At 51.1% G+C, this 19,984-nt stretch carries 12 protein-coding genes; 8 read left to right on the forward strand and 4 right to left on the reverse strand.

The features are described from left to right. The 5 genes from WFJ73_RS29070 to WFJ73_RS29090 form a co-directional block, all read left to right on the forward strand. Positions 1-3,199: S-layer homology domain-containing protein (locus tag WFJ73_RS29070; RefSeq protein ID WP_336776388.1), on the forward strand; the 3,199-nt coding region annotated here is incomplete at its 5' end. 131 nt (positions 3,200-3,330) lie between these two features. After that, positions 3,331-4,701, forward strand: a complete 1,371-nt coding sequence (locus tag WFJ73_RS29075; RefSeq protein ID WP_336776389.1) for a spore germination protein — start codon at positions 3,331-3,333, stop codon at positions 4,699-4,701. 38 nt (positions 4,702-4,739) lie between these two features. Further along, positions 4,740-5,843: a GerAB/ArcD/ProY family transporter gene (locus tag WFJ73_RS29080; protein ID WP_336776390.1), complete on the forward strand. Its 1,104-nt coding sequence runs from the start codon at positions 4,740-4,742 to the stop codon at positions 5,841-5,843. Next, the gene (locus tag WFJ73_RS29085) at positions 5,840-6,931 is read left to right on the forward strand and encodes a Ger(x)C family spore germination protein (protein WP_336776391.1); all 1,092 of its coding nucleotides are present in this window, start codon (positions 5,840-5,842) and stop codon (positions 6,929-6,931) included. Before WFJ73_RS29080 ends, WFJ73_RS29085 begins: the two co-directional genes overlap by 4 nt. Positions 6,932-7,326: 395 nt before the next feature. Beyond that, complete coding sequence (locus tag WFJ73_RS29090) at positions 7,327-9,402, forward strand: peptidase M6 (protein ID WP_336776392.1); 2,076 nt, start codon at positions 7,327-7,329, stop codon at positions 9,400-9,402. Positions 9,403-9,458: 56 nt separating this feature from the next. Here WFJ73_RS29090 and WFJ73_RS29095 read toward each other — a convergent pair whose 3' ends face one another. The 4 genes from WFJ73_RS29095 to WFJ73_RS29110 form a co-directional block, all read right to left on the reverse strand. After that, positions 9,459-11,111, reverse strand: coding sequence for a glycoside hydrolase family 43 protein (locus tag WFJ73_RS29095; protein ID WP_336776393.1), 1,653 nt, complete (start codon positions 11,109-11,111; stop codon positions 9,459-9,461). 18 nt (positions 11,112-11,129) lie between these two features. Further along, positions 11,130-11,954 carry a carbohydrate ABC transporter permease gene (locus WFJ73_RS29100; RefSeq protein ID WP_336776394.1) on the reverse strand — a complete coding sequence of 275 codons (825 nt, stop codon included), beginning with the start codon at positions 11,952-11,954 and terminating at the stop codon, positions 11,130-11,132. A 13-nt stretch (positions 11,955-11,967) separates the two neighbouring features. After that, positions 11,968-12,858 (reverse strand): carbohydrate ABC transporter permease, encoded by an 891-nt coding sequence (locus WFJ73_RS29105; RefSeq protein WP_336776395.1) that lies wholly within the window; start codon positions 12,856-12,858, stop codon positions 11,968-11,970. Positions 12,859-12,930: 72 nt separating this feature from the next. Next, on the reverse strand, positions 12,931-14,271 hold the full coding sequence (locus WFJ73_RS29110) for an ABC transporter substrate-binding protein (protein WP_336776396.1): 1,341 nt from the start codon (positions 14,269-14,271) through the stop codon (positions 12,931-12,933). Positions 14,272-14,471: 200 nt separating this feature from the next. Here WFJ73_RS29110 and WFJ73_RS29115 point away from each other — a divergent pair, with 200 nt between their 5' ends. From WFJ73_RS29115 to WFJ73_RS29125, 3 genes are read left to right on the forward strand one after another with little or no spacing between them, the layout of a single operon-like run. Then, complete coding sequence (locus tag WFJ73_RS29115; RefSeq protein ID WP_336776397.1) at positions 14,472-16,307, forward strand: cache domain-containing sensor histidine kinase; 1,836 nt, start codon at positions 14,472-14,474, stop codon at positions 16,305-16,307. Continuing rightward, positions 16,282-17,880 (forward strand): response regulator, encoded by a 1,599-nt coding sequence (locus WFJ73_RS29120; RefSeq protein ID WP_336776398.1) that lies wholly within the window; start codon positions 16,282-16,284, stop codon positions 17,878-17,880. The genes WFJ73_RS29115 and WFJ73_RS29120 overlap by 26 nt, the downstream gene beginning before the upstream one ends. 25 nt (positions 17,881-17,905) lie before the next feature. Further along, complete coding sequence (locus WFJ73_RS29125) at positions 17,906-19,912, forward strand: beta-galactosidase (protein WP_336776399.1); 2,007 nt, start codon at positions 17,906-17,908, stop codon at positions 19,910-19,912. The last annotated feature ends 72 nt before the right edge of the window (positions 19,913-19,984 follow it).

Raw genomic sequence — 19,984 nt, forward strand, 5'->3', positions numbered from 1 at the left:
AAGCGTGGTGCAAGGCAGCAGCAAGCAGCTCGCGGCAACGGTAGATGTAGTTGGCGGCGCAGCGACAACAGTTACGTGGTCGAGTAGTGACGCCAGCAACAAAGTGGCGGTGGACGGCACAGGTAAAGTGACGGTCGCATCGGATGCCGCGCCGGGAGATTATACAATCACGGCAACGTCAATGGCAGATAGCAGTAAAAAAGGAACCGCAACTATAACGGTCACCACTGCACCGGCGGTTAACAGCGTGAGCGTTAGTCCGAACAGCGCAAGCGTAGAGCAAGGAAGCAGCAAACAGCTCACGGCAACGGTAGATGTAGTTGGCGGCGCAGCGACAACGGTAACGTGGACAAGCAGTGACGCTAGCAGCAAAGTAGCGGTGGACGGTACGGGTAAAGTGACGGTCGAATCGGATGCCGCGCCGGGAGATTATACGATCACGGCAACGTCAACGGTGGATAGCAGCAAAAAAGGAACTGCAACAATTACCGTAACGGCAACGCCAGCAGTCATCGGCGTGAGCGTTAGCCCGAATAGCGCAAGCGTAGAGCAAGGCAGCAGCAAGCAGTTCACGGCAACGGTAGATGTAGTTGGCGGCGCAGCGACAACCGTCACATGGACGAGTAGTGACGCCAGCAAGGTAGCTGTCGACGGTACAGGGAAAGTGACCGTCGCATCGGATGCCGCGCCGGGAGATTATACGATCACGGCAACATCAACGGTGGATAGCAGCAAAAAAGGAACGGCGACGGTTACGGTTACTGCAGCGCCAGCAGTCATCGGCGTGAGCGTTAGCCCGAACAGTGCAAGCGTGGTGCAAGGCAGCAGCAAGCAGTTCACGGCAACGGTAGATGTAGTTGGCGGCGCAGCGACAACCGTCACATGGACGAGTAGTGACGCCAGCAAGGTAGCTGTCGACGGTACAGGGAAAGTGACCGTCGCATCGGATGCCGCGCCGGGAGATTATACGATCACGGCAACGTCAACGGTGGATAGCAGCAAAAAAGGAACTGCAACAATTACTGTCACCGCAGCACCTGTCTACACGATTGCCGATCTACCAAATCAAACCTTAACCGCACTAACTCAGGGGTACGCAACAGGTACCCAAGACGTCAAAACCATCCCCGTCACGAATACGGGCACGGGTCAGTTGACGAGCCTATCGGTAACGATTAGCGGGACGAATGCTAACGACTTTACGATCACGCAACCAGCTTCTTCCTTGAACAGCAGTGAATCAACAAGCTTTACGATTCAGGCAAAAGACGGCTTGGCAGCAGGTACTTATACGGCAACGGTTACCGTATCGGCCGATCACATGACGCCTGTAACATTTACCGTCACGCAATCCGTCAACCTGCCGGATGCTCCTGCCAATCCGCAAGGTCTGGATGCTGTTGGAGGAAATCGTCAAGTTACTCTAAATTGGGATACGGTAGTGGGATCGACGTATTACAACATTTATATGGCGACGGCTTCAGGCCAATATTCGGATGACGAGGTTGCGACCGTTACTTCTTCTACTTACAACGTTGAGAATCTAGTAAACGGAACAACCTATTACTTCGTCGTAAAGGCCGGCAATGCAGGCGGTTTAGGCGCGAAGTCGAATGAGGCAAGTGCGACTCCGGCAATCGCTCCGGCAGAACCTACAAATGTGACAGCGATAGCGGGGGACGGACAAGCTACCGTTATCTTCACGGCACCAACTGACGACGGCGGAAGTCCGATTACGCGATATGAAGTAACGGTAGTTCCAGGAAATGTGGTTGTATCCGGAACATCAAGCACGTTTGTCGTTACTGGTCTAAGCAACGGTACAAGCTACACCTTTACGGTAAAGGCCATTAATGCAGCGGGAGTTAGTATATCCTCTGCGGAGTCCAATTCCGTCGTTCCGAAATCCTCAACACCTACTGTCCCAACGACATCGAATACAGCCAATAATGGTGTAGACGTACTTATTAACGGGAAAGTAGAAAATGCGGGAACGGCCACAACAAGCAAGCGAAACGACCAGAGCGTTATAACGATTTCAGTAGACCGGAAAAAAATGGAGGATAAACTAGCGGCAGAAGGGCAAGGCGCCGTAGTAACGATTCCGGTCAATTCGAAGTCAGATATCGTCATTAGCGAACTCAACGGTCAAATGGTTAAAAGCATGGAAAACAAGCAAGCTGTTGTAGTAATCAAAACGGACCAAGCGACGTATACGATTCCCGCGCAGCAATTTCAAATCGGCGCTATAGCGGATAAATGGGGTAATTCGGTCTCCCTGCAAGACATCAAAATGCAAATCGAAATCGCCGCGCCAACTGTTGATACATTGAAGGTTGTAGAGAACGCGGCAGCGAATGGCACATTTACGCTTGTGGTTCCACCGGTGGACTTTACGATCAGAGCCACATATGGAAATACAAGCATTGAAATATCGAAATTCAACGTCTATGTAGAAAGGACCATCCCTATCCCGGCTGGAGTTGATCCGAGCAAAATTACGACAGGCGTCGTTGTTGAAATGGATGGAACGGTTCGTCACGTACCGACTAAGATCGTTCTCATCGATGGCAAGTATTACGCTCAGATCAACAGCTTAACCAATAGCACATACTCTATTGTCTGGCATCCGCTCGAATTCCTTGATGTTGCGAATCACTGGGCGAAAGCCGCTATTAACGATATGGGATCACGAATGGTTATTGACGGTACGGGGAATGGTCTTTTTAGTCCCGATCGAGATATCACCCGGGCCGAGTTTGCAGCCATCCTTGTACGCGGATTGGGGCTAAAACCGGAGAACAGTTCAGCAGCGTTTTCTGACGTAAAAGCTTCCGATTGGTTCAGCGGCGCAATCAACACGGCATATGCGTATCAACTGATTACAGGATTTGAGGACGGCACCTTCCGGCCGAACGACAAGATTACTCGGGAAGAGGCTATGACGATTCTCTCCCGAGCGATGACTCTTACCGGACTGAAGGCAAAGCTGTCCGCTCAATCCGAAGACGTAACACTTCACCCGTTTGGAGATGCGTCAAATGTATCCGGCTGGGCGCTGAGAAACGTTGCAGACTGCGTACAGGCCGGTCTTGTATCCGGCAGAAGCGCAACCGAGCTTGCACCGAAGGCATACATCACCAGGGCTGAGGTTGCAACCATAATTCAAAGACTTTTGCAAGCATCGGAACTGATTTAAGTTTTTCTTACAAGTGGGCGTCCAAACCGGACGCTCTCTTTTTTATTCATTTTGAAGCGATACATGCTTCGGATTAATTTGGAAAGAATAATCGATGACTCCATAATCAGGAATCTAAGGAGGAATTCCTAATGCCCGATATTCTTGCTTCCGTCTATGGCTTGAACGAAAAAGCTGATTCGGTACCCTTGCTGGAGCTGTTAAAAGAAACCTTTGAGGATTCCGTAGATTTCCGAATGGAGCTAATGGGCACGGTTGAGAATGACGAGTTGTATCTGTGCTATTTCCAATCGCTATGCTCTTCGCAAAAGCTGGATTTTCTGCTCGGAGAGGATAGCGGTGGGAACTTAACAGCCCGGCTTGCGCGTTATAGCGGAATTGGCCTGACCGAGGGAGAATTCCAGCGCTGCGAGGCCGCCATTTGCAATGGTTATGCTATTTTGTGCAAACGGCAATCATCGACAGGCTTGATCCTGCAATTATCGGAGAATCAGCAGAGAGGCATCGGATCTCCTATAACCGAGAATGTCCTTCAAGGTCCGATGAATGCCTTTATCGAAAACCTCGACGTAAATACCGCCTTGATCAGGCAGCAAATTCATTCTTCCAAGCTGAAATTGTGGGAGACTGTAGTGGGAACAGCCAGCTATACCCGCGTCGCGCTGTTCTATTATGCGGATGCCATTGACGCAGATCTGCTAACACAGCTTAAAGAGAAGATTTCCAGCATTAAGACGGATGCTGTTCAGGACAGCGTTCAATTTCTTCGTCTGCTGATATCCCGCAAACGAATGCAATTATTCCCTTTGGCAATTTCCACCGAAAGACCCGATCGGGTCTCCATGGACCTGCTCCAAGGCAAGGCTGTTATTATGGTTGACGGATCTCCGTTCGCGTTAAGCGTGCCCTCCGTTTATACCGATTTTTGGCATTCACCGGAAGATAGTTATGTCAATCCGTTTGTAACCCAATTTCTTCTTATCTTGCGTTTTCTGGCGATGTTCATCAATTTGTTTCTACCGGCTTTGTATGTGGCGCTAACCTCAATAAACGTGGACGTCAACCGTCTCGAGATTAGTCTGGCAGCTGCGGCAAGCCGGGAAGGCGTGCCCTATCCCGTTTTTATAGAAACGCTTCTGATGCTTGTCATGATTGATTTTATTACCGAAGCCGGCTTGCGGCTGCCCAAGACCATAAGCTCGACCGTTACGATGGTCGGGGGCGTCGTGCTTGGACAAGCGATTATCCAGGCGAATATCGTCAGCAATCTGCTCATTATTGTTGTGGCAGCTACGGCTATTACGAATTTTATAGTCATCGACTACCAGATGGGATTGGTTCAGCGGATTTTGAAGTATTTCATTGTAGCGGGAGCATCGATCGCCGGACTTCTGGGTATCGTCTTCTGCTTTGCTTGTCTTGTGTTTTATCTCAGCTGCCTGGAAACGTTTGGAGCCCCCTATCTTACGTCCTTATGGTCCAAAAGGAATAAGATCTCCTAGCCCAAACCACCGTCCATTTGCGCCAAAAGGAGTGTCTCATGAAGCGTCAATCGACTATCTTCGGGTATGAACTGTTTGCCATTCAAATGTTATACTCCGGTGCCTCGGCCGGTTTTATTTACCCTAGCTTTATCGTTCGAAGCACGGAAGGAGCCTATTGGATCCCCATAACGATCTGGGCTGCCTGCGCGATTGCCAGCTCGTGGATATACAGCCGGCTGCTCACTCAATTAAACGGAGAAAAGCTGTTTCGCCGCATACATACTTCCGTAGGCGTAATCTGGACATGCATCATTTGTCTTCCCGTTCTTCTGTTCTTATTTACCGCGCTCGTTATTATGCTGAGGGCTTACACGGAGGTCATTACGATGACCATGCTACCCACCACCCCTATCTCCTTCCTGAACGGTATGCTTCTTGCTCCTGCCGCACTGGCATTGGCAGGGATGATGCCGATCGTACGGGCTGCCAGAGTTTTTTTTCTGCTAACCCTGCTGTTATCGCTTGTCTTGTTAATTGTTGGTCTAAGCGATGTGCATTGGACGCTGGGCTCTCCCTGGATCCGAACAAACGGCGATTTCTTCTTTGATAAACGCTTCTATGCCGGATCGTTTATGTGGATGGGGTTTGTCATCACATCGTTTATTGGACCCTATACACCGCGGTCGGCAAGAAGGGCCTGGGGCAGCTATATCGCAGCAATTGTGTGTACGCTTCCTTTAATCGCCGGATATATCTATTTGCCGATACTGACATTTGGAAGAGACTTAAGCAAACGTCTGACCGTCCCTTTCATCTCCAAGATGGATACTGTATCCCATTATTGGATTTTGTTCGAAAATTTGACGGCTTTCTTTGTCTCCGTAACGATGCTCTACATCTTAGTGATCATGGCCCTGAAGATGCACGCCATAGGAGAAATGTTTAGCACTTTATGGCCCCGTGCCAATAGACCCGTCATATACGCAGGAGCGTTATTGGCCGTATATGCGGCGGCAACGCTTGTAACCTCGTGGAGGGAGATCGAAAGCATTGTTTTAATAACAATCGGCCTCAGGTTCTATGTTATGTTTGTTTTTCCATTGCTCGGGATTCTGGCAGTAGCTTACGGCCGGAGAGTTGGAAAGGAGGAAGAAATATGAGGAGAAGAAGGCATCGATGGCCCCTTGTTATCCTACTCTGTCTGTTTATGCTTATAACCCCCGGGTGCTGGGACTCCAAAGACGTGGATAACCGCCTTATGGTTGGCGTAATAGGGCTGCAGAAATCTTCCGATTCCTCATTGAAGGTATGGTTCCGCTTTCCGCTGCCTAAAGGAACGCAAGAAAACAAGAAAAATGATTTTTTTACGCTAAGCCAGTATGGGGAGACCGTATCGGATGCGATGAATAGAGTGAAATACAAGCTGCCTAAGGCGCTTGATCCTTCCTCTACCCGTGCGGTTTTGCTGGATGAGTCGTTAGCCCACGCGGGACTTGATCCTTATTTGGAGTTTGCGATAAGGGAGCGCTCCGTTCCTCTGGATGCTGTGGTGGCTGTCATTAGAGGCGATATGGAGCGCATATTTACGAACACGAATCCGACGGGAGAGCTCACGGGCATTTACACCAAGCTGTTTTTCGAGCCCTACGCCGGGGGCATCCCAAGAAAAAACAAAATGATGCTATGGGAAGTATACTCTAAATTATACAGTCCCTTTCATGCCAATCTGATCCCTTTATTAACCGAGGGGAAGCAGAACTCCTTTGTTCTCGCAGGCAATGCGATTTTTGTAAAAGACAAGATCGTTGGAGAGTTAAACAAGGATGAATCCCTTTTATATGAAATATTCACACACCGGTTTCACGATTCCGAGGTTGAACTGATGAGCAAATCGGATGTCCGGATTGTGCATAACCGTACCCGCCTAAAGACCGCTCTGAAGAATGGAAAACCGGTTATTCAAATTGATTGCTCGCTTGTTACAACGCTTATTGACAGCTCCCGTTCCCGGAAGCAGAATGCTTCCGAAGTTGTTGCCGAACTAGAAAAGAGTCTAAACGCTCATGCCAAATCGATGTTCGAAAAAACGCAGCGGGCAGGAGCCGATATTTTTGGCTTTGGCAATCGGTTCCGCAGCCGTCTTCAGCCATCGGAATATGAGAAATGGCCGGAAATGTTCAAGCATGCGGAGATCAGTTACACGTTCCGCATCGATTTGAGAAATACGGGATTGGAGTTTCTCGACTGAAGCACCCCCGCGAATGGGAAGCGGCTGACCGGTTCGGCTGGGACATCCACCCCGGGAAGCATGAGATTAGCGGCAGGATATCATCCAGCAGGCTCTATGAAAGATTAATTGAACAGGAAACCGACCGAATATGACAAAAGCTAGGGCGATAGTTATGCGGCACAAGTCTTCCTTGCTCTGACACGTATGGTAACAGCGGCACTTTCGTATATTTTCCTCCTTGTTATGATAGTTGACATAGCCTTTCATGCGGCTAGACCTATCGGTAAGCAGATGCTTACGGCGTAAGAATCATCGCAATCAGCCTATACCGGGCTGCTTGTATGATCATTCTTTAAGTTTATGCTTACGCAGCAAGTTTTGCTTCGCAAAACTTTTGAGGAGGAGTGTATGTGGTGAAACGCAATCTTTTTGGTCTATTATCGTCGTTTATTCTGGTTGGCGGCCTTCTGGCGCCGGCTGCGGCAACGGCAGCGCCAACAAAGCAGCAAAGCTATAACGCAAATCCCAGCGTACTGGACGTAGGCTCGAAGCTTAGGGCCGACACCCTGGAAAGCGTCGAAGCCGAGGGACGGCTCGATCTGACGGGAAGTGCGGCTTCGGAGAATGCAGGCCCGTCGTCAGAGTCGGCCGGGTTGACGGAAGCGGATGTGGGCACTGTCAAACCGTGGCTCACGAATAACGATGTAAACGGCCAATATTATTTGACGAACTTTACTCTTCGGGCCGTCGGGAAGAGCGGCGAGGTATGGGTAGCGAACAACCTCAAATTCCCGGATGGCGATCCTCGGAACGGCTCCGTTCAAATTACGGACGAGCAGGTACAATACCTGCTGAACGAATTCGAAACGCGTATTTATCCGAAAGAAACCGAATACTTTGCGCCGCCGGCGGAACGCAAAGGAGAAGAGGGGTATAACGGCTTGTACAAGGATGACAGCGGGCGCGTTGTTATTCTGATCGACAACATTAAGGATCAAAGCTACTATAACCCTAACTATCCGAGCTATATTGCCGGTTACTTCTCCCCGACGATCAGCGATTTTGCCGACCGCAACGTGATGACGATAGACAGCCTGGATTGGCTTAACAGAACCGGGCCAACCGCAGCAAAGCCGTATCTCTATGAAGGCGTATTTGCCCATGAGTTTCAGCATTTGCTGCACCGGGATACCGATCCGGCTGAAGAAAGCTTCATCAATGAGGGCTTGTCCGATTTCGCCCAGTACATGGTCGGATACGGCCATTCCACGGACCACGTAAACGAATTTTTGTCCAATCTCCGCAACTCTCTTACTTTATGGGGCGATCAGTCCGATCTCCAGATTCTTTCCGATTACGGCAACGCGTATCTGTTCCAGCTGTATCTCTATGATCATTACGGTGAGTCGTTTATTCGAACCTTGTTCCATAACCCTAATACCGGTATTAGCGGTGTGGAAGCTGCGCTGACCGAAGCGGGAATCAATAAGTCGTTCGCCGACTTATATTCCGACTACATGACGGCCGTTGTGCTCGACAGCGGTTATAAGGGGGATTCCTCCACCTACAAGTTTAATTCCATTGATCTGACTCCCGACTTTGCTTCCTCGGTTAAGGCGGACAATGTTACGCCTGCATGGGGAACAGACTTTAAGGTGCTTAAGCCGGATTCGAAAATCGATCATCTGTACTTCCAGGGACTCGACTTCCTGCGCACCAACTGGATACCTGTAGAGGATCCCGAAAGAGGGACGGTTCTATGGGGAAATCAAGGCGACCAAGCGGACAATTTCCTCATCAGGGAACTTGATCTGACCGGTCAGACAACACCCGAGCTCAGCTTCGATACCAGCTATAATATCGAGGAACAATGGGATTTCGGCGTGGTGCAAATATCGGAGGACGGAGGAAAGACCTGGACCTCGCTATCCAACGGGGATACGCGGAGCGATCTGGTCGAAGGAGGCTATCCGAAGACGGCAGCTAATCTGCCGGGCTTCACGGGCAGCTCCGAAGGCTGGAAGACGGAGAGCTTTGATCTGTCCGCTTATGCCGGCAAGAAGGTGCTGCTTGGGCTCCGCTACCTGACGGACTGGGGCTACAACGAAGCAGGCTGGTACCTGTCCAATCTGCGGCTGAACGGGACCGTCATTGATCCGATGTCCGATATCTCCGGCTTCAAGAGCCTAGAGCAGACGATTGGCCAATACGTGAATTATCAGGTTGAGTTCATCGGCCTTATGAAAAATTATGACAAGCAGAAGGACAAGGAACAGGGCAACCAGGTTAAGGTTATCCGGGTGCCGGATCCGATCAACATGTCGGAGTCGAGCCGCATTGAGCTTGCCGACATGCTCCACAGCTCCAAGTACGACCGCATCATTATGATGACGACGTACGCCGCGCCTGAAGGCACCGTGAGCAGCGTGCCTTACGATTACGATGTAGTCTTAAAGTCTAACGGGAAAAAAGGCAAGCCGTCTAAATAAAAAAGAAGAAGACGCCGGGATTCTCCTGTGCGTCTTCTTCTTTATCTCTAATCTCTCTACTCCGCATCTGTTTCTCTATATTCGAAATAATCGAAGTCCGCGTATTTCCGTTTCCGGTAGGAATCCTGGCAGCAGACGCCAACGAAAGCGCCGGTAAAGTGGCCGTACTTCGAGTACTCGTCCGAGCATTTGCTGGCATCTAATACGGGACCGATCTGCGACCATGCCTCGCCGTCCGGGGAGCCGTAGAAGCGAAGCTCCTCGCCTCCGATAACTGCTCTTAAATAAACTCTGTCCCAACCGGCAATCGGCATCCGGGACTCTCGAAGCTCTACCTTAACGCCGTTGTCGGCATACAGAATGCCAAGGCATTTGCTGTTCAGGCTTTCGCTATAGTAGATTCTTAAATAATAGAACATGTTCTGGTCGTAAAATAACGTCAGTCCCGCCGTCTCGTGGAAATTATCGGGTTCAAACTCTACGCAGGTCTCGGCCACCGCATGAACGGATTGCAGGCGGCGGGCAATAAGGCTTTGCTCATGAAGGGAGAACAAGGAATCTCTGCCTTTTAGCCGCATATAACCGGGCCGTGCTTTCAGGCTTACCCACGATTCGTTCAACGGCACACGAAGCGAGTTCAGATGCACATTCCATTCGCTGCGGTCGAAATGTTCTCTGACAGGCTCCTTCTCCCATGGGGCAGGCGTCAGCCCCGGAGGCTGAACCGTAAGCTCAGCCGTCTGCCTTCCGGAGGCAAGGCGGAGCCAGCCGTCCTTCGTCCACTCGCAGCGCTGGATGGCGGTTTCCCGGCCCAGCATGCTTCGTTGATTCGAAGCGAGCGGCCTCGCCGTAAGATGCGCGATGTACGGCACGCCATCCTGCGTCTCCACGAGAGAACCGTGTCCGCTCTTCTGCAGAACGGAATCGGGGTTGTACTGATAAGGCTTCAAGTAATCGTCAACGCCGCGCCGGTTCAGGTTAATCTCCTTCGCCGAAGTAATGATCGGGTTGCAAGGATCGGATTCATAAGGACCAAACAAGGATTTGGAGCGGGCAATCGTGACGCCGTGGCCAAAGCCGGTGCCGCCTTCCGCCGCCATCATGTAATAGTAGCCGTTCCGCTTGTAGATATGCGGCGCCTCGAGACAGCCCATGTCGGTTGCCCCGCGGAAAATGCTGACAGGCTTGCCGAGCAGCTCGCGGCTTTCCGGATCGTATTCCTGGATAACGATAGAGCCGGGATGCTCGTAACCAAGCCGATTATCCCATTCGAGATTCAGCAGCCATTTGCGGCCGTCGTCATCGTGGAACAAGGAAGGATCGAACCCGGAGCTGTTCAGGTACGTCCGCTCCGACCATGGCCCCGTAATGCTGCTTGCCGTGACGACGTAATTGTCCAGATCAAAGAAGTTGCCGGTTGTGCTGCGCATAATGGTATAGATCAGATAGAACAGCTTGGCATCCTCATCGTAGCTGAGGCAAGGCGCCCATACGCCGCCCGATGCCTCGATGCCTTTGAGATCAAGCTGCGATTCGCGGTCCAGCGCGTAACCGATCACATGCCAGTTCACCAGATCCTTGGAATGGTGAATCTGTACGCCGGGATACCATTCGAACGTTGAAGTCGCGATATAATAGTCGTCTCCCACCCGAAGAATGGAAGGATCGGGGTTAAAGCCCTTCAGAATAGGATTCTGAATCATGGTCATGACGCTATTCTCCTCCTATTAGCCTTTAACGGCGCCTGCCGTTACGCCCTTCGTAATCTGCTCGTTAAACACCGCGTAGATGATAATCGCCGGGATTGATGTCAGCACCATAACCGCGAATTGGGAGCCGTAATCCGAAGAGTACTGGCCGGTAAAGTTCATGACCGAGAACGGAAGCGTCTTAAGCGCATCCTTGCTAAGGAAAGTCGAAGCCATAATGAATTCATTCCAGCAGTTCAGGAAGGTCGTAACAATAACCGTAACAAGCGCAGGCTTAAGCAGCGGCGCGATGATCTGGAATACGATACGGTAGATGCTGCAGCCGTCCATGACAGCCGATTCTTCCAGCTCTTTCGGGATGCTTCTCAGGAAGCCGCTGAGCATAAACGTTCCAAGAGGAACGGATACCGCCGTATAAGGAAGAATAAGTCCCAGATAGGAATCCGTTAAGCCAAGCTCTTTGAAGATCGCGAAGTTAGGCAGCAGGGTTGCGTGAATAGGAATCATAATGCCAAGAAGCAGGATCGTGTACAGCAGGGTCCGCAGCTTCCATTGCATGCGGATAAACGCGTAAGACAACGTGAGCGATAAACCGACAGTCAGCAGGATCGTCACGATGGAGATAAACAAGCTGTTAAACAAATATTTTAAAAATTTCCCATCCACCCAGGCATTTACGTAGTTTTGCCACTGCGGCGAGCTAGGCCATTTCAGTATGCTATCGGAATAAAAGTCGGCACTCGAATTAAAGGAGAAGTCGACAAGCCAGATGAGAGGAAATAGTTGTCCTGCGGCGACGATCAGGAAGAAAATCCAGATTGCCGTTTTTTTGCGTGCTATCATGTGTGTCGCCCTCCTAGAAGTCTGTCGCATCGCTGCGAGTAAGACGGTTGCTCAAATAAGTTGCAAGTAGACATACAATGACGAACAGAATCGAAATCGCGTTGGCGTAGCCGTATTGGCTGGCCGAGAAAGCCTTGTTATACAGGTATACGGCAAGGAATTGCGTAGAGTCGCCGGGTCCGCCGTTTGTTGTCAGGAACACAGTCTCCATCTGTTTCAATGCGGTAATGATGGCAAGCGTAAATTGAACGGCAATAACCGGTTTGAGGAGCGGAACGGTAATTTTCAGATGCATCCGGAAGCCGGAAGCGCCGTCGAGCTGCGCAGCTTCGTACAGGTCCTCGGAAATTCCTTTAACGCCCGCGTAGTAGAACAGGAGACCCCAGCCAAAGCCGGCCCAGATCAGAATAAAGAGCATGGAGCCAAGAGCCGTGCTGCTCTCGCCAAGCCAAGCATGCTTCAAGGCATCGAGGCCAATAAGATCCAGCAGCTTGTTCAGCATGCCGAAGGTCGGATCAAGAAGGGAAAGCCACATTTTCGAAATAACGACAACCGAGATTACGCATGGGATAAAAAAGATCGTGCGGAAAATCTTCTCGGCCTTGCCTCCAAGACGGTCGAGGAGGATTGCGAAGAAAATACAAATCGGATGCTGCAGCACGATAAAGCCGATCCCGAGAAGAAGGGCGTTGCGAAGAGCGAGCCAGAACTTCCCGTCATGGAAGAGAAGGTTCGTGTAATTGTCGAAGCCAACCATCTTTACGGGGGTTCCCGGAGCAAGCGTATCGGTGAAGGAATAATAGCCGCTGACCAGAATCGGAGCCAGGAAGGTAAGCGCGAACAGCAGCATACCGGGAGCCACGAATAGAAAAATCGCCGTTTTGTTTCTAAACACTCGATGCATGATAATCTCTCCATCCTTTAGAAAGGGATAAAGACAGGAGCGCCCTGTCCTTATCCGAATCCTTTTATGCGTCTATTGGGTGTCCACCGCTGTCTGGAGCGCTTTAAGCAGTTCCTCTGGTGTCTGTTTGCTGGAGAAGAACTTGCCAAACGCGTTCTGGGAATCATCCTTGAACTTTGGCGTGCCATAGTCGATGGCGGAAGCGCCGGATGTCGAAGCCGCGTTTACCAGAATATCAGTCAGCGTCTTCTGAATTTCGCTCTCGCTGCCCGTCAGTTCATATTTTTGGGCAGGAACGGCTGCGCCGGTATCCCAAGCTGTCTTCGCCCATTGGTTAGCGCTCATCAGGTAATCGAAGAATTTCTTCGCTTCTTCCGGATGCTTCGAGCTGCTTACGAGTGCATAACCGCCGCCGTTCCAAGCGAGCAGATCGTCCACTGTCCCTTTGCCGCCATCGGCAACAGGGAATTTCACGACGCCAAGATTTTGACGGAATTGTTCAGGCAAAGTCTCGTTCGTTGCCATGCCCGCTTCCCACGAGCCCATGTACCACATAGCCGCTTTACCCTGGGAGAACAGGTTCTGGGATGCGCCGTAATCCGCTGTCATGAAGGAATCCTGGAACATCTTCGCATCGCGCACATCGGCGAGGTATTGAGCGGCTTTCAGGAAGTTCTCGTCGTCCGCGAATTTGGTTTTCTTATCGATGGCGTCCAGAATCAGATTCTGGTTGCCGCTGTATCGAAGAACCACGTTCTGGAACATCTCGCCAAAGCTCCACAGGTCTTTGCCGTTGATCGACATTGGCGCGATGCCTTTGTCGCGGAAAGCTTTTGCCGCATCAATCAGCTCGGTCATTGTTGCAGGAACTTTTACGCCGTTGTCTTCAAATAGCTTTTTGTTGTAGTAGATCACTTCATAGTCACTGTTGCGCGGCAGGCCGTACAGCTTATCGCCAAACGTAAACGATTTGTACACGCCCGGCAGGAAGTTGAACTGCTCGCCTTCGTAAGCTTTAGGATCCAACTCTTTTACGTAACCTGCTTGCACCAGCGTATTAAGCTCGGCCCCGCCGTGAACCATGGTAATATCAAGCGGTTCATTGGAAGACATATAAGCCTTCAGCTTGCTCTTGAAAGGCTCCTCCGCAAGCGTCTCCACATCGATCTTGACGTTCGGATTTTCTTTCATGTAGTTATCGATAACCGTTTGTTCCGCAAGCCCTTGTCCGGATTTGCGGTCCGGCAGGTTGGAGAAGAAGCGCAGGGTTACCTTGCTGGCGCCGCCGCCGTTGCCGCTTGTGCTGTCCGCCGTATTCGAGCTGTTGTTGCTGCCGCATGCGGCAAGCGAAGCAACGGATGCAACAGCTAAAGTCAATATGGACGCACGCGCCCAGTTGGAGTATCTCTTCATCGTAAATCCCCCTGATCTGTGATTAGGAATGCCGGCAATCTCTATTGCCTGCACCGATCATAACAAGCGGAATGATGGCTGGTCAGTAGAGAAAAAAAGACGAAGGTAGACGTTTGTCGAAACCTTTGCCAAAGTCATTGTGATTGCCGCATAGGAAGATTAGAATAACAAAAAAGCAAAGAAAAGGCTTGTGATCGTTCATGCTGCGCGCTTATTTCAACTTAAGCCTGAAGTTCAAAATCATTATCCCGTTCGCGCTGCTCATGACAGTTTTTTCCGCTCTGCTTGGGTATTATGCGATTCAAACCTCAAAAACTCAAATCGTAAACAAGGTCAGCTCAACGAATCTCGGAGTTGTCCGGGTTGTGGAAAATAACATGCAGTCGATGCAAAAGGCAATATCGAATTGGGTGACGGTCTTTGCGATGGACCCTTATATTCAGTCGACGCTCCAGATGGAGGTGCGTCCGCAAGAGGGGACGCTGGATCCTACCTTGTACAATGGGTCAACAACAACGCTAATGAATCAGATGCTATTGACGGGCAATTTCGATTATGTCGCCTTGTATGGGAAGGAAGGACCGCCGCTGTTCCAGGTTGCAACCGACGATAGCAGCGGTTCGGGCACGATTCAGGAAATCCAGGCCAATCTGATCTATAAAGAGACGGCTGCTTTACGCGGAGCGCCTCTATGGTTTCCTTTAACCTCGGATAACGTGTTTATTCAGAACAACCGCAAGGACAAGATCGGGATGACCCGGATTGTCCGGAACATCAATAACGGTTATACCATCGGTTTTATTTTTGTAGGCGTAAATCAGGAGACCATCAAAGCGCAGTATCTGGCGAATCTGTACGACAAGGATCACGGCATCGTTATTCTGGATTCGACCGGGGAGCCGCTGCTGGAGGCGGGAAAACCTTTTTTCAAGGATGGACAGTCCGAACTCGATGCTATTCGTACGGCTATTCCCGAATCGGGGTCCAAGGTAATGAAGCTGGATGGAGAGAGCTTGCTTCTAACTTACAGCAAAGGGGAAAACGGCTGGCAGTACCTCTACGCCGTACCGCTCAGCACGCTTACCAAGGAGCTGAATTCGATTAAGCAGTTCGTCATGCTGCTTATCGCGGTGTGGCTCGTCATGAGTATTCCGGTTATGCTGCTGCTTACGATGTTCCTGACCGCCCCGATTAAAAATTTGCTTCTGTCGATGCGCCGTTTCCAGAACGGTCAATTCGACGAGAAGGTGGACGTCAAATACGGAGACGAGATCGGGTATCTGACTCAGGGGTACAACAGTATGGTAGAGAGCATCAAGGCGCTTGTTGATGATGCGTATGTACTTAGGCTCAGGGAGCAAGAAGCCGAGCTTAAAGCGCTGCAGGCACAGATTAATCCTCATTTCCTGTACAACATGCTGGACACGATATTCTGGGAGGCGGAATCCGCCGGCCAGGAGAAAATCAGCGAGATGATCATTAATCTGTCGCGCTTGTTCCGTTTAAGTCTTAACCGCGGCAAAAGCTTCACAAGCGTGGCGAAGGAGCGCGAGCTTCTCGAGCTGTATCTTTCCCTGCAAAAAATGCGTTTCCGCGATGTGCTCGAATACGAAGTCGATATCTCTCCTGAACTTGGCGAGTATGTCATTCTGAAGCTGCTGCTTCAGCCGTTTGTCGAGAACGCCATTGTACACGGCATTGAACGGAAGCGGGGCGGCGGGTTTGTTCGGGTAACGGGCACCCGGGAAGGAGACCGCCTGAAGTTCGTGATCGAGGACAACGGGTCCGGCATGGGAGAAGCAGAGCTGGCGAAGCTGATCGAGCTGCCGAAGGAAAGCGACATCAACGTCGCGCAGGATACAAGCGGTTATGCCGTCCGCAATGTTCATGAACGGCTGAAGCATTATTACAAGGATGATTTCGAATTGACATACGATAGCAAGCCAGGACAAGGCACGCGGGTGCAGCTCATTATACCTGCGGTTCTATCGATGGGGGGAAGCGACGACAATGTATCGACTGCTTATCGTGGATGATGAGGAGAGAGCGCGCACGGGCATAAAAATGCTGATCGATTGGGGGGCTCACCGGATCGAGATCGTTGGTGAGGCGCGGGATGGCGCGGAGGCGCTTGAGATCATGGAGGGCACGAACGTCGATATTCTGCTGACGGATATCCGAATGCCGGTGATGGACGGCTTGGAGCTGATCCAGCAGGTCTCGAAACAGTATCCCGCGGTCAAATGCATCATTATGAGCGGACACGACGAATTCGCCTACGCCCAGAAGGCGATGGCTTCCGGCGTTGCGCATTATCTGCTTAAGCCAAGCCGCAGGCAGGAAATTCTGGATCTGGTTGTCAAGCTGACGGAGGAGATCGCGGAAGAAAGGCTGGAAAGCGAGAAGCTGGAGGGGCTCCGCAGCGGCTTCCGGGAAAGCTTCCCTTTCCTCAAGGAATATGCGCTCAGTCGACTCGCCCTGACCGAGAATCCTCCGTACGATCGGCTGCTTAACAATCTGAAACTTAGCGATATTTCCTTCCCTCTGCCGTTTTTTGGCGCGTTAATCGTGCAAATCGACAACCTGCATCTCGTTCAACAAAGGTACGGCAGCGTAGATATCGAATTGTTCAAATACGCCCTCAAAAATATTGCCGAGGAGACGTTTGCGCCGTTATGCCGCTGCGCCGCCTTCGAACATAACGACGACGTAGTGCTGCTGATGAACGCGGAGGAATGGCTCGACACAAAGCTGCTCCTGCCTTACGCGGAAGCCGTTCAGCATAATGCGGAAGGTTATCTCAAGTTTACCGTTTCGGTGGGGATTGGTAGCTTTGACCGGCAGATCCGGCATTTCCGCCCTTCGTTCCAAGAAGCGGAGAAGGCGTTAAACGCGAAATTTTATGAGGGCAACGCAAAGATCACCGATTATCTGGAAGCCACGGAGGAGGAGGATTTCACGCATGCCTCTTATCCGCTCGAGAGCGAGAAGGCCGTCCTTCAGGCGATTGTAAAAGGGGAGGAAACGCTGATTCGCAGCAGCCTGCAGGACTTCCTCGCTTCCCTGCAGCCGGAGAGCTCTTCGAAGGAGAATGTCAGCAATTCGATCTATGCGCTTTACTTCGCTCTCTACCGGGATTGCATTGAACGCAATGTCAATGTGATGGAGGTGTTCGGCAACGGATTGGATGAAATCCCCCGCATGATGGCCCGTTCCGGCCTGGAGCATATTATGGCAACGCTGACGGATACGGCGCTCAAAATCGCGGATCAGCTGTCCGCGCGCAAAAACGGCAACAAGCTGTTCGAGTCCATACTCGCTTACGTGCACGAGCATTTCCGCCTCGATATCAGCCGGGAATCGGTTGCCCGCGAGGTGTACGTAACGCCTGGTTATATCAGTTATTTATTCAAGCAGCAGCTGCAGACAAGCTTTATCGAATATCTTCATCGCATTCGCATCGAGTATGCTTCCCGTCTGCTTAAGGATCCAAGCCTAAGAATCTCGGATATCGCTCACGAATCCGGGTACCAGGACGAGAAATACTTTTTCCAGGTGTTCAAGAAGCATACCGGCATGACGCCGAACCAATACCGCAACAACTTATAAAACTTTTGACAGGGGAGAGATGACATTGAGCAAGCTGTTATATGGAGTAGCCTATTACGACGAGTATATGCCTTACGAAAGATTAAGCACGGATATTGAGATGATGAAGGAAGCGGGCATTAATCTGGTCCGTATCGCGGAATCGACCTGGAGCACGCATGAGCCGCAAAACGGCGTATTTGATTTCTCCAGCGTGGACCGCGTGCTGGACGCCATGCATGAAGCGGGTATTCATGTGATTGTCGGAACGCCAACCTACGCGGTGCCGACCTGGATGGTGAAGGAGCATCCGGACGTACTGGCGGAGACGCCGGACGGACCGGGCCGCTACGGGGCGCGGCAGATTATGGACATTACGAACCCTTCCTATTTGTTTTATTCCGAGCGTATTATCCGCAAGCTGATCAGCCGGGTATGCGATCATCCCGCCGTTATCGGTTATCAGGTGGATAACGAAACGAAGCATTACCGGACAAGCGGTCCTAACGTGCAGCTTCGCTTCGTGAAATATATGAGGGAGAAGTTCGGTACGGTAGAGCGGCTGAACGAGGAATTCGGCCTCGATTACTGGAGCAACCGGATTAACAGCTGGGAGGACTTCCCGTCGGCTGTCGGTACGATTAACGGCAGCCTTGGAGCGGAGTTCGCAAGATTCCAACGGCAGCTTGTGACCGATTTCCTCGCGTGGCAGGCATCCATTGTGAATGAGTATAAACGTCCGGGTCAATTCGTTACGCATAACTTTGATTTTGAATGGCGGGGTTATTCCTTTGGCGTTCAGCCGGATGTGGACCATTTCGAAGCGGCGAAGGCGCTCGACATTGCGGGGGTTGATATTTATCATCCTTCGCAGGATGATCTCACCGGGAAGGAAATTTCCTTCGGCGGAGACTCGACCCGATCGCTGAAAGGGACGAACTATTTCGTGCTGGAGACGCAAGCCCAAGCGTTCCCGAACTGGACGCCTTATCCGGGCCAGCTGCTGCAGCAGGCATTCAGCCATTTGGCTTCCGGCGCTAATATGGTTGAGTATTGGCATTGGCATTCCATTCATAACTCTTTCGAAACGTATTGGAAAGGCCTGCTCAGCCATGACTTGGGGCCAAATCCGACTTATAACGAAGCGAAGCTTGTTGGACGCCAGTTCGCCCGTTTGTCGGACAAGCTGGTTAACCTGAAGAAGACGAACCGCGCTGCCGTTCTTGTGAGCAACGAAGCGTTGACGTCTCTGGACTGGTTCAAGCTGCCTGGCGGGGAGGTCCGTTATAATGATATCGTTCGCCTCATGTACGACCGGCTGTACGAGATGAATATCGGCTGCGATATTTTGCATCCGGGGTCTATCGAGCTGCTAGGCAATTATGAGCTAATCGTTGTGCCGGCGTTGTATGCCGCATCGGACGAGCTTCTTAATGCTTTGAACCGCTATGTCGCGAACGGCGGGCATGTCGTATATACGTTCAAGAGCGGTTTTGCGAACGAGCATATTAAGGTGCGGACGGGCGCTCAGCCAGGCCTCATCGAAAAAGCATGCGGCATTCGTTATTCGCAATTTGTGGAGCCTAAAAAGGTGTTGCTCAAAGGGAATCCGTTTGGCGTTGGCGAGTCTGACAATAACGTAGAGGTATGGATGGAGCTGCTTACGCCAACTACGGCGGAAGTATTGGCTTGGTACGATCACCCGCATTGGGGACAATACGCGGCGATCACGACCAACCGGCATGGCGAAGGCGTCGCAACCTATATCGGCTGCCTGCCAAGCGAAGCGGTTGCCCGCAAAGTGCTGGAAGGAGCATGCCGCGAAGCAGGGATTTGGGGAGTCGATCAAGAGCTCCAGTTCCCGATTATCGTGAAGACGGGTACTAACGAGTCCGGCAAAACAATCCGCTATTATTTCAATTATTCGGATGAATCGCAATCCCTCGTCTATCCTCATGGAGACGGCGCCGAGCTGCTCGCGGACCGCGAGCTCCGCTCGGGTGACACGATTGAGCTTGAGCGTTGGGGCGTAGCGATTGTAGAGGAAGCTTAAGTAAAAAGGCTGTTCCTATAAGTCATTAAGATGACTAAGGACAGCCTTTTTCTATTCAGCTACATTGGATTT

Origin of the sequence: Paenibacillus sp. MMO-58 (assembly GCF_037146255.1) — a bacterium.
Taxonomy (GTDB): domain Bacteria; phylum Bacillota; class Bacilli; order Paenibacillales; family Paenibacillaceae; genus Pristimantibacillus.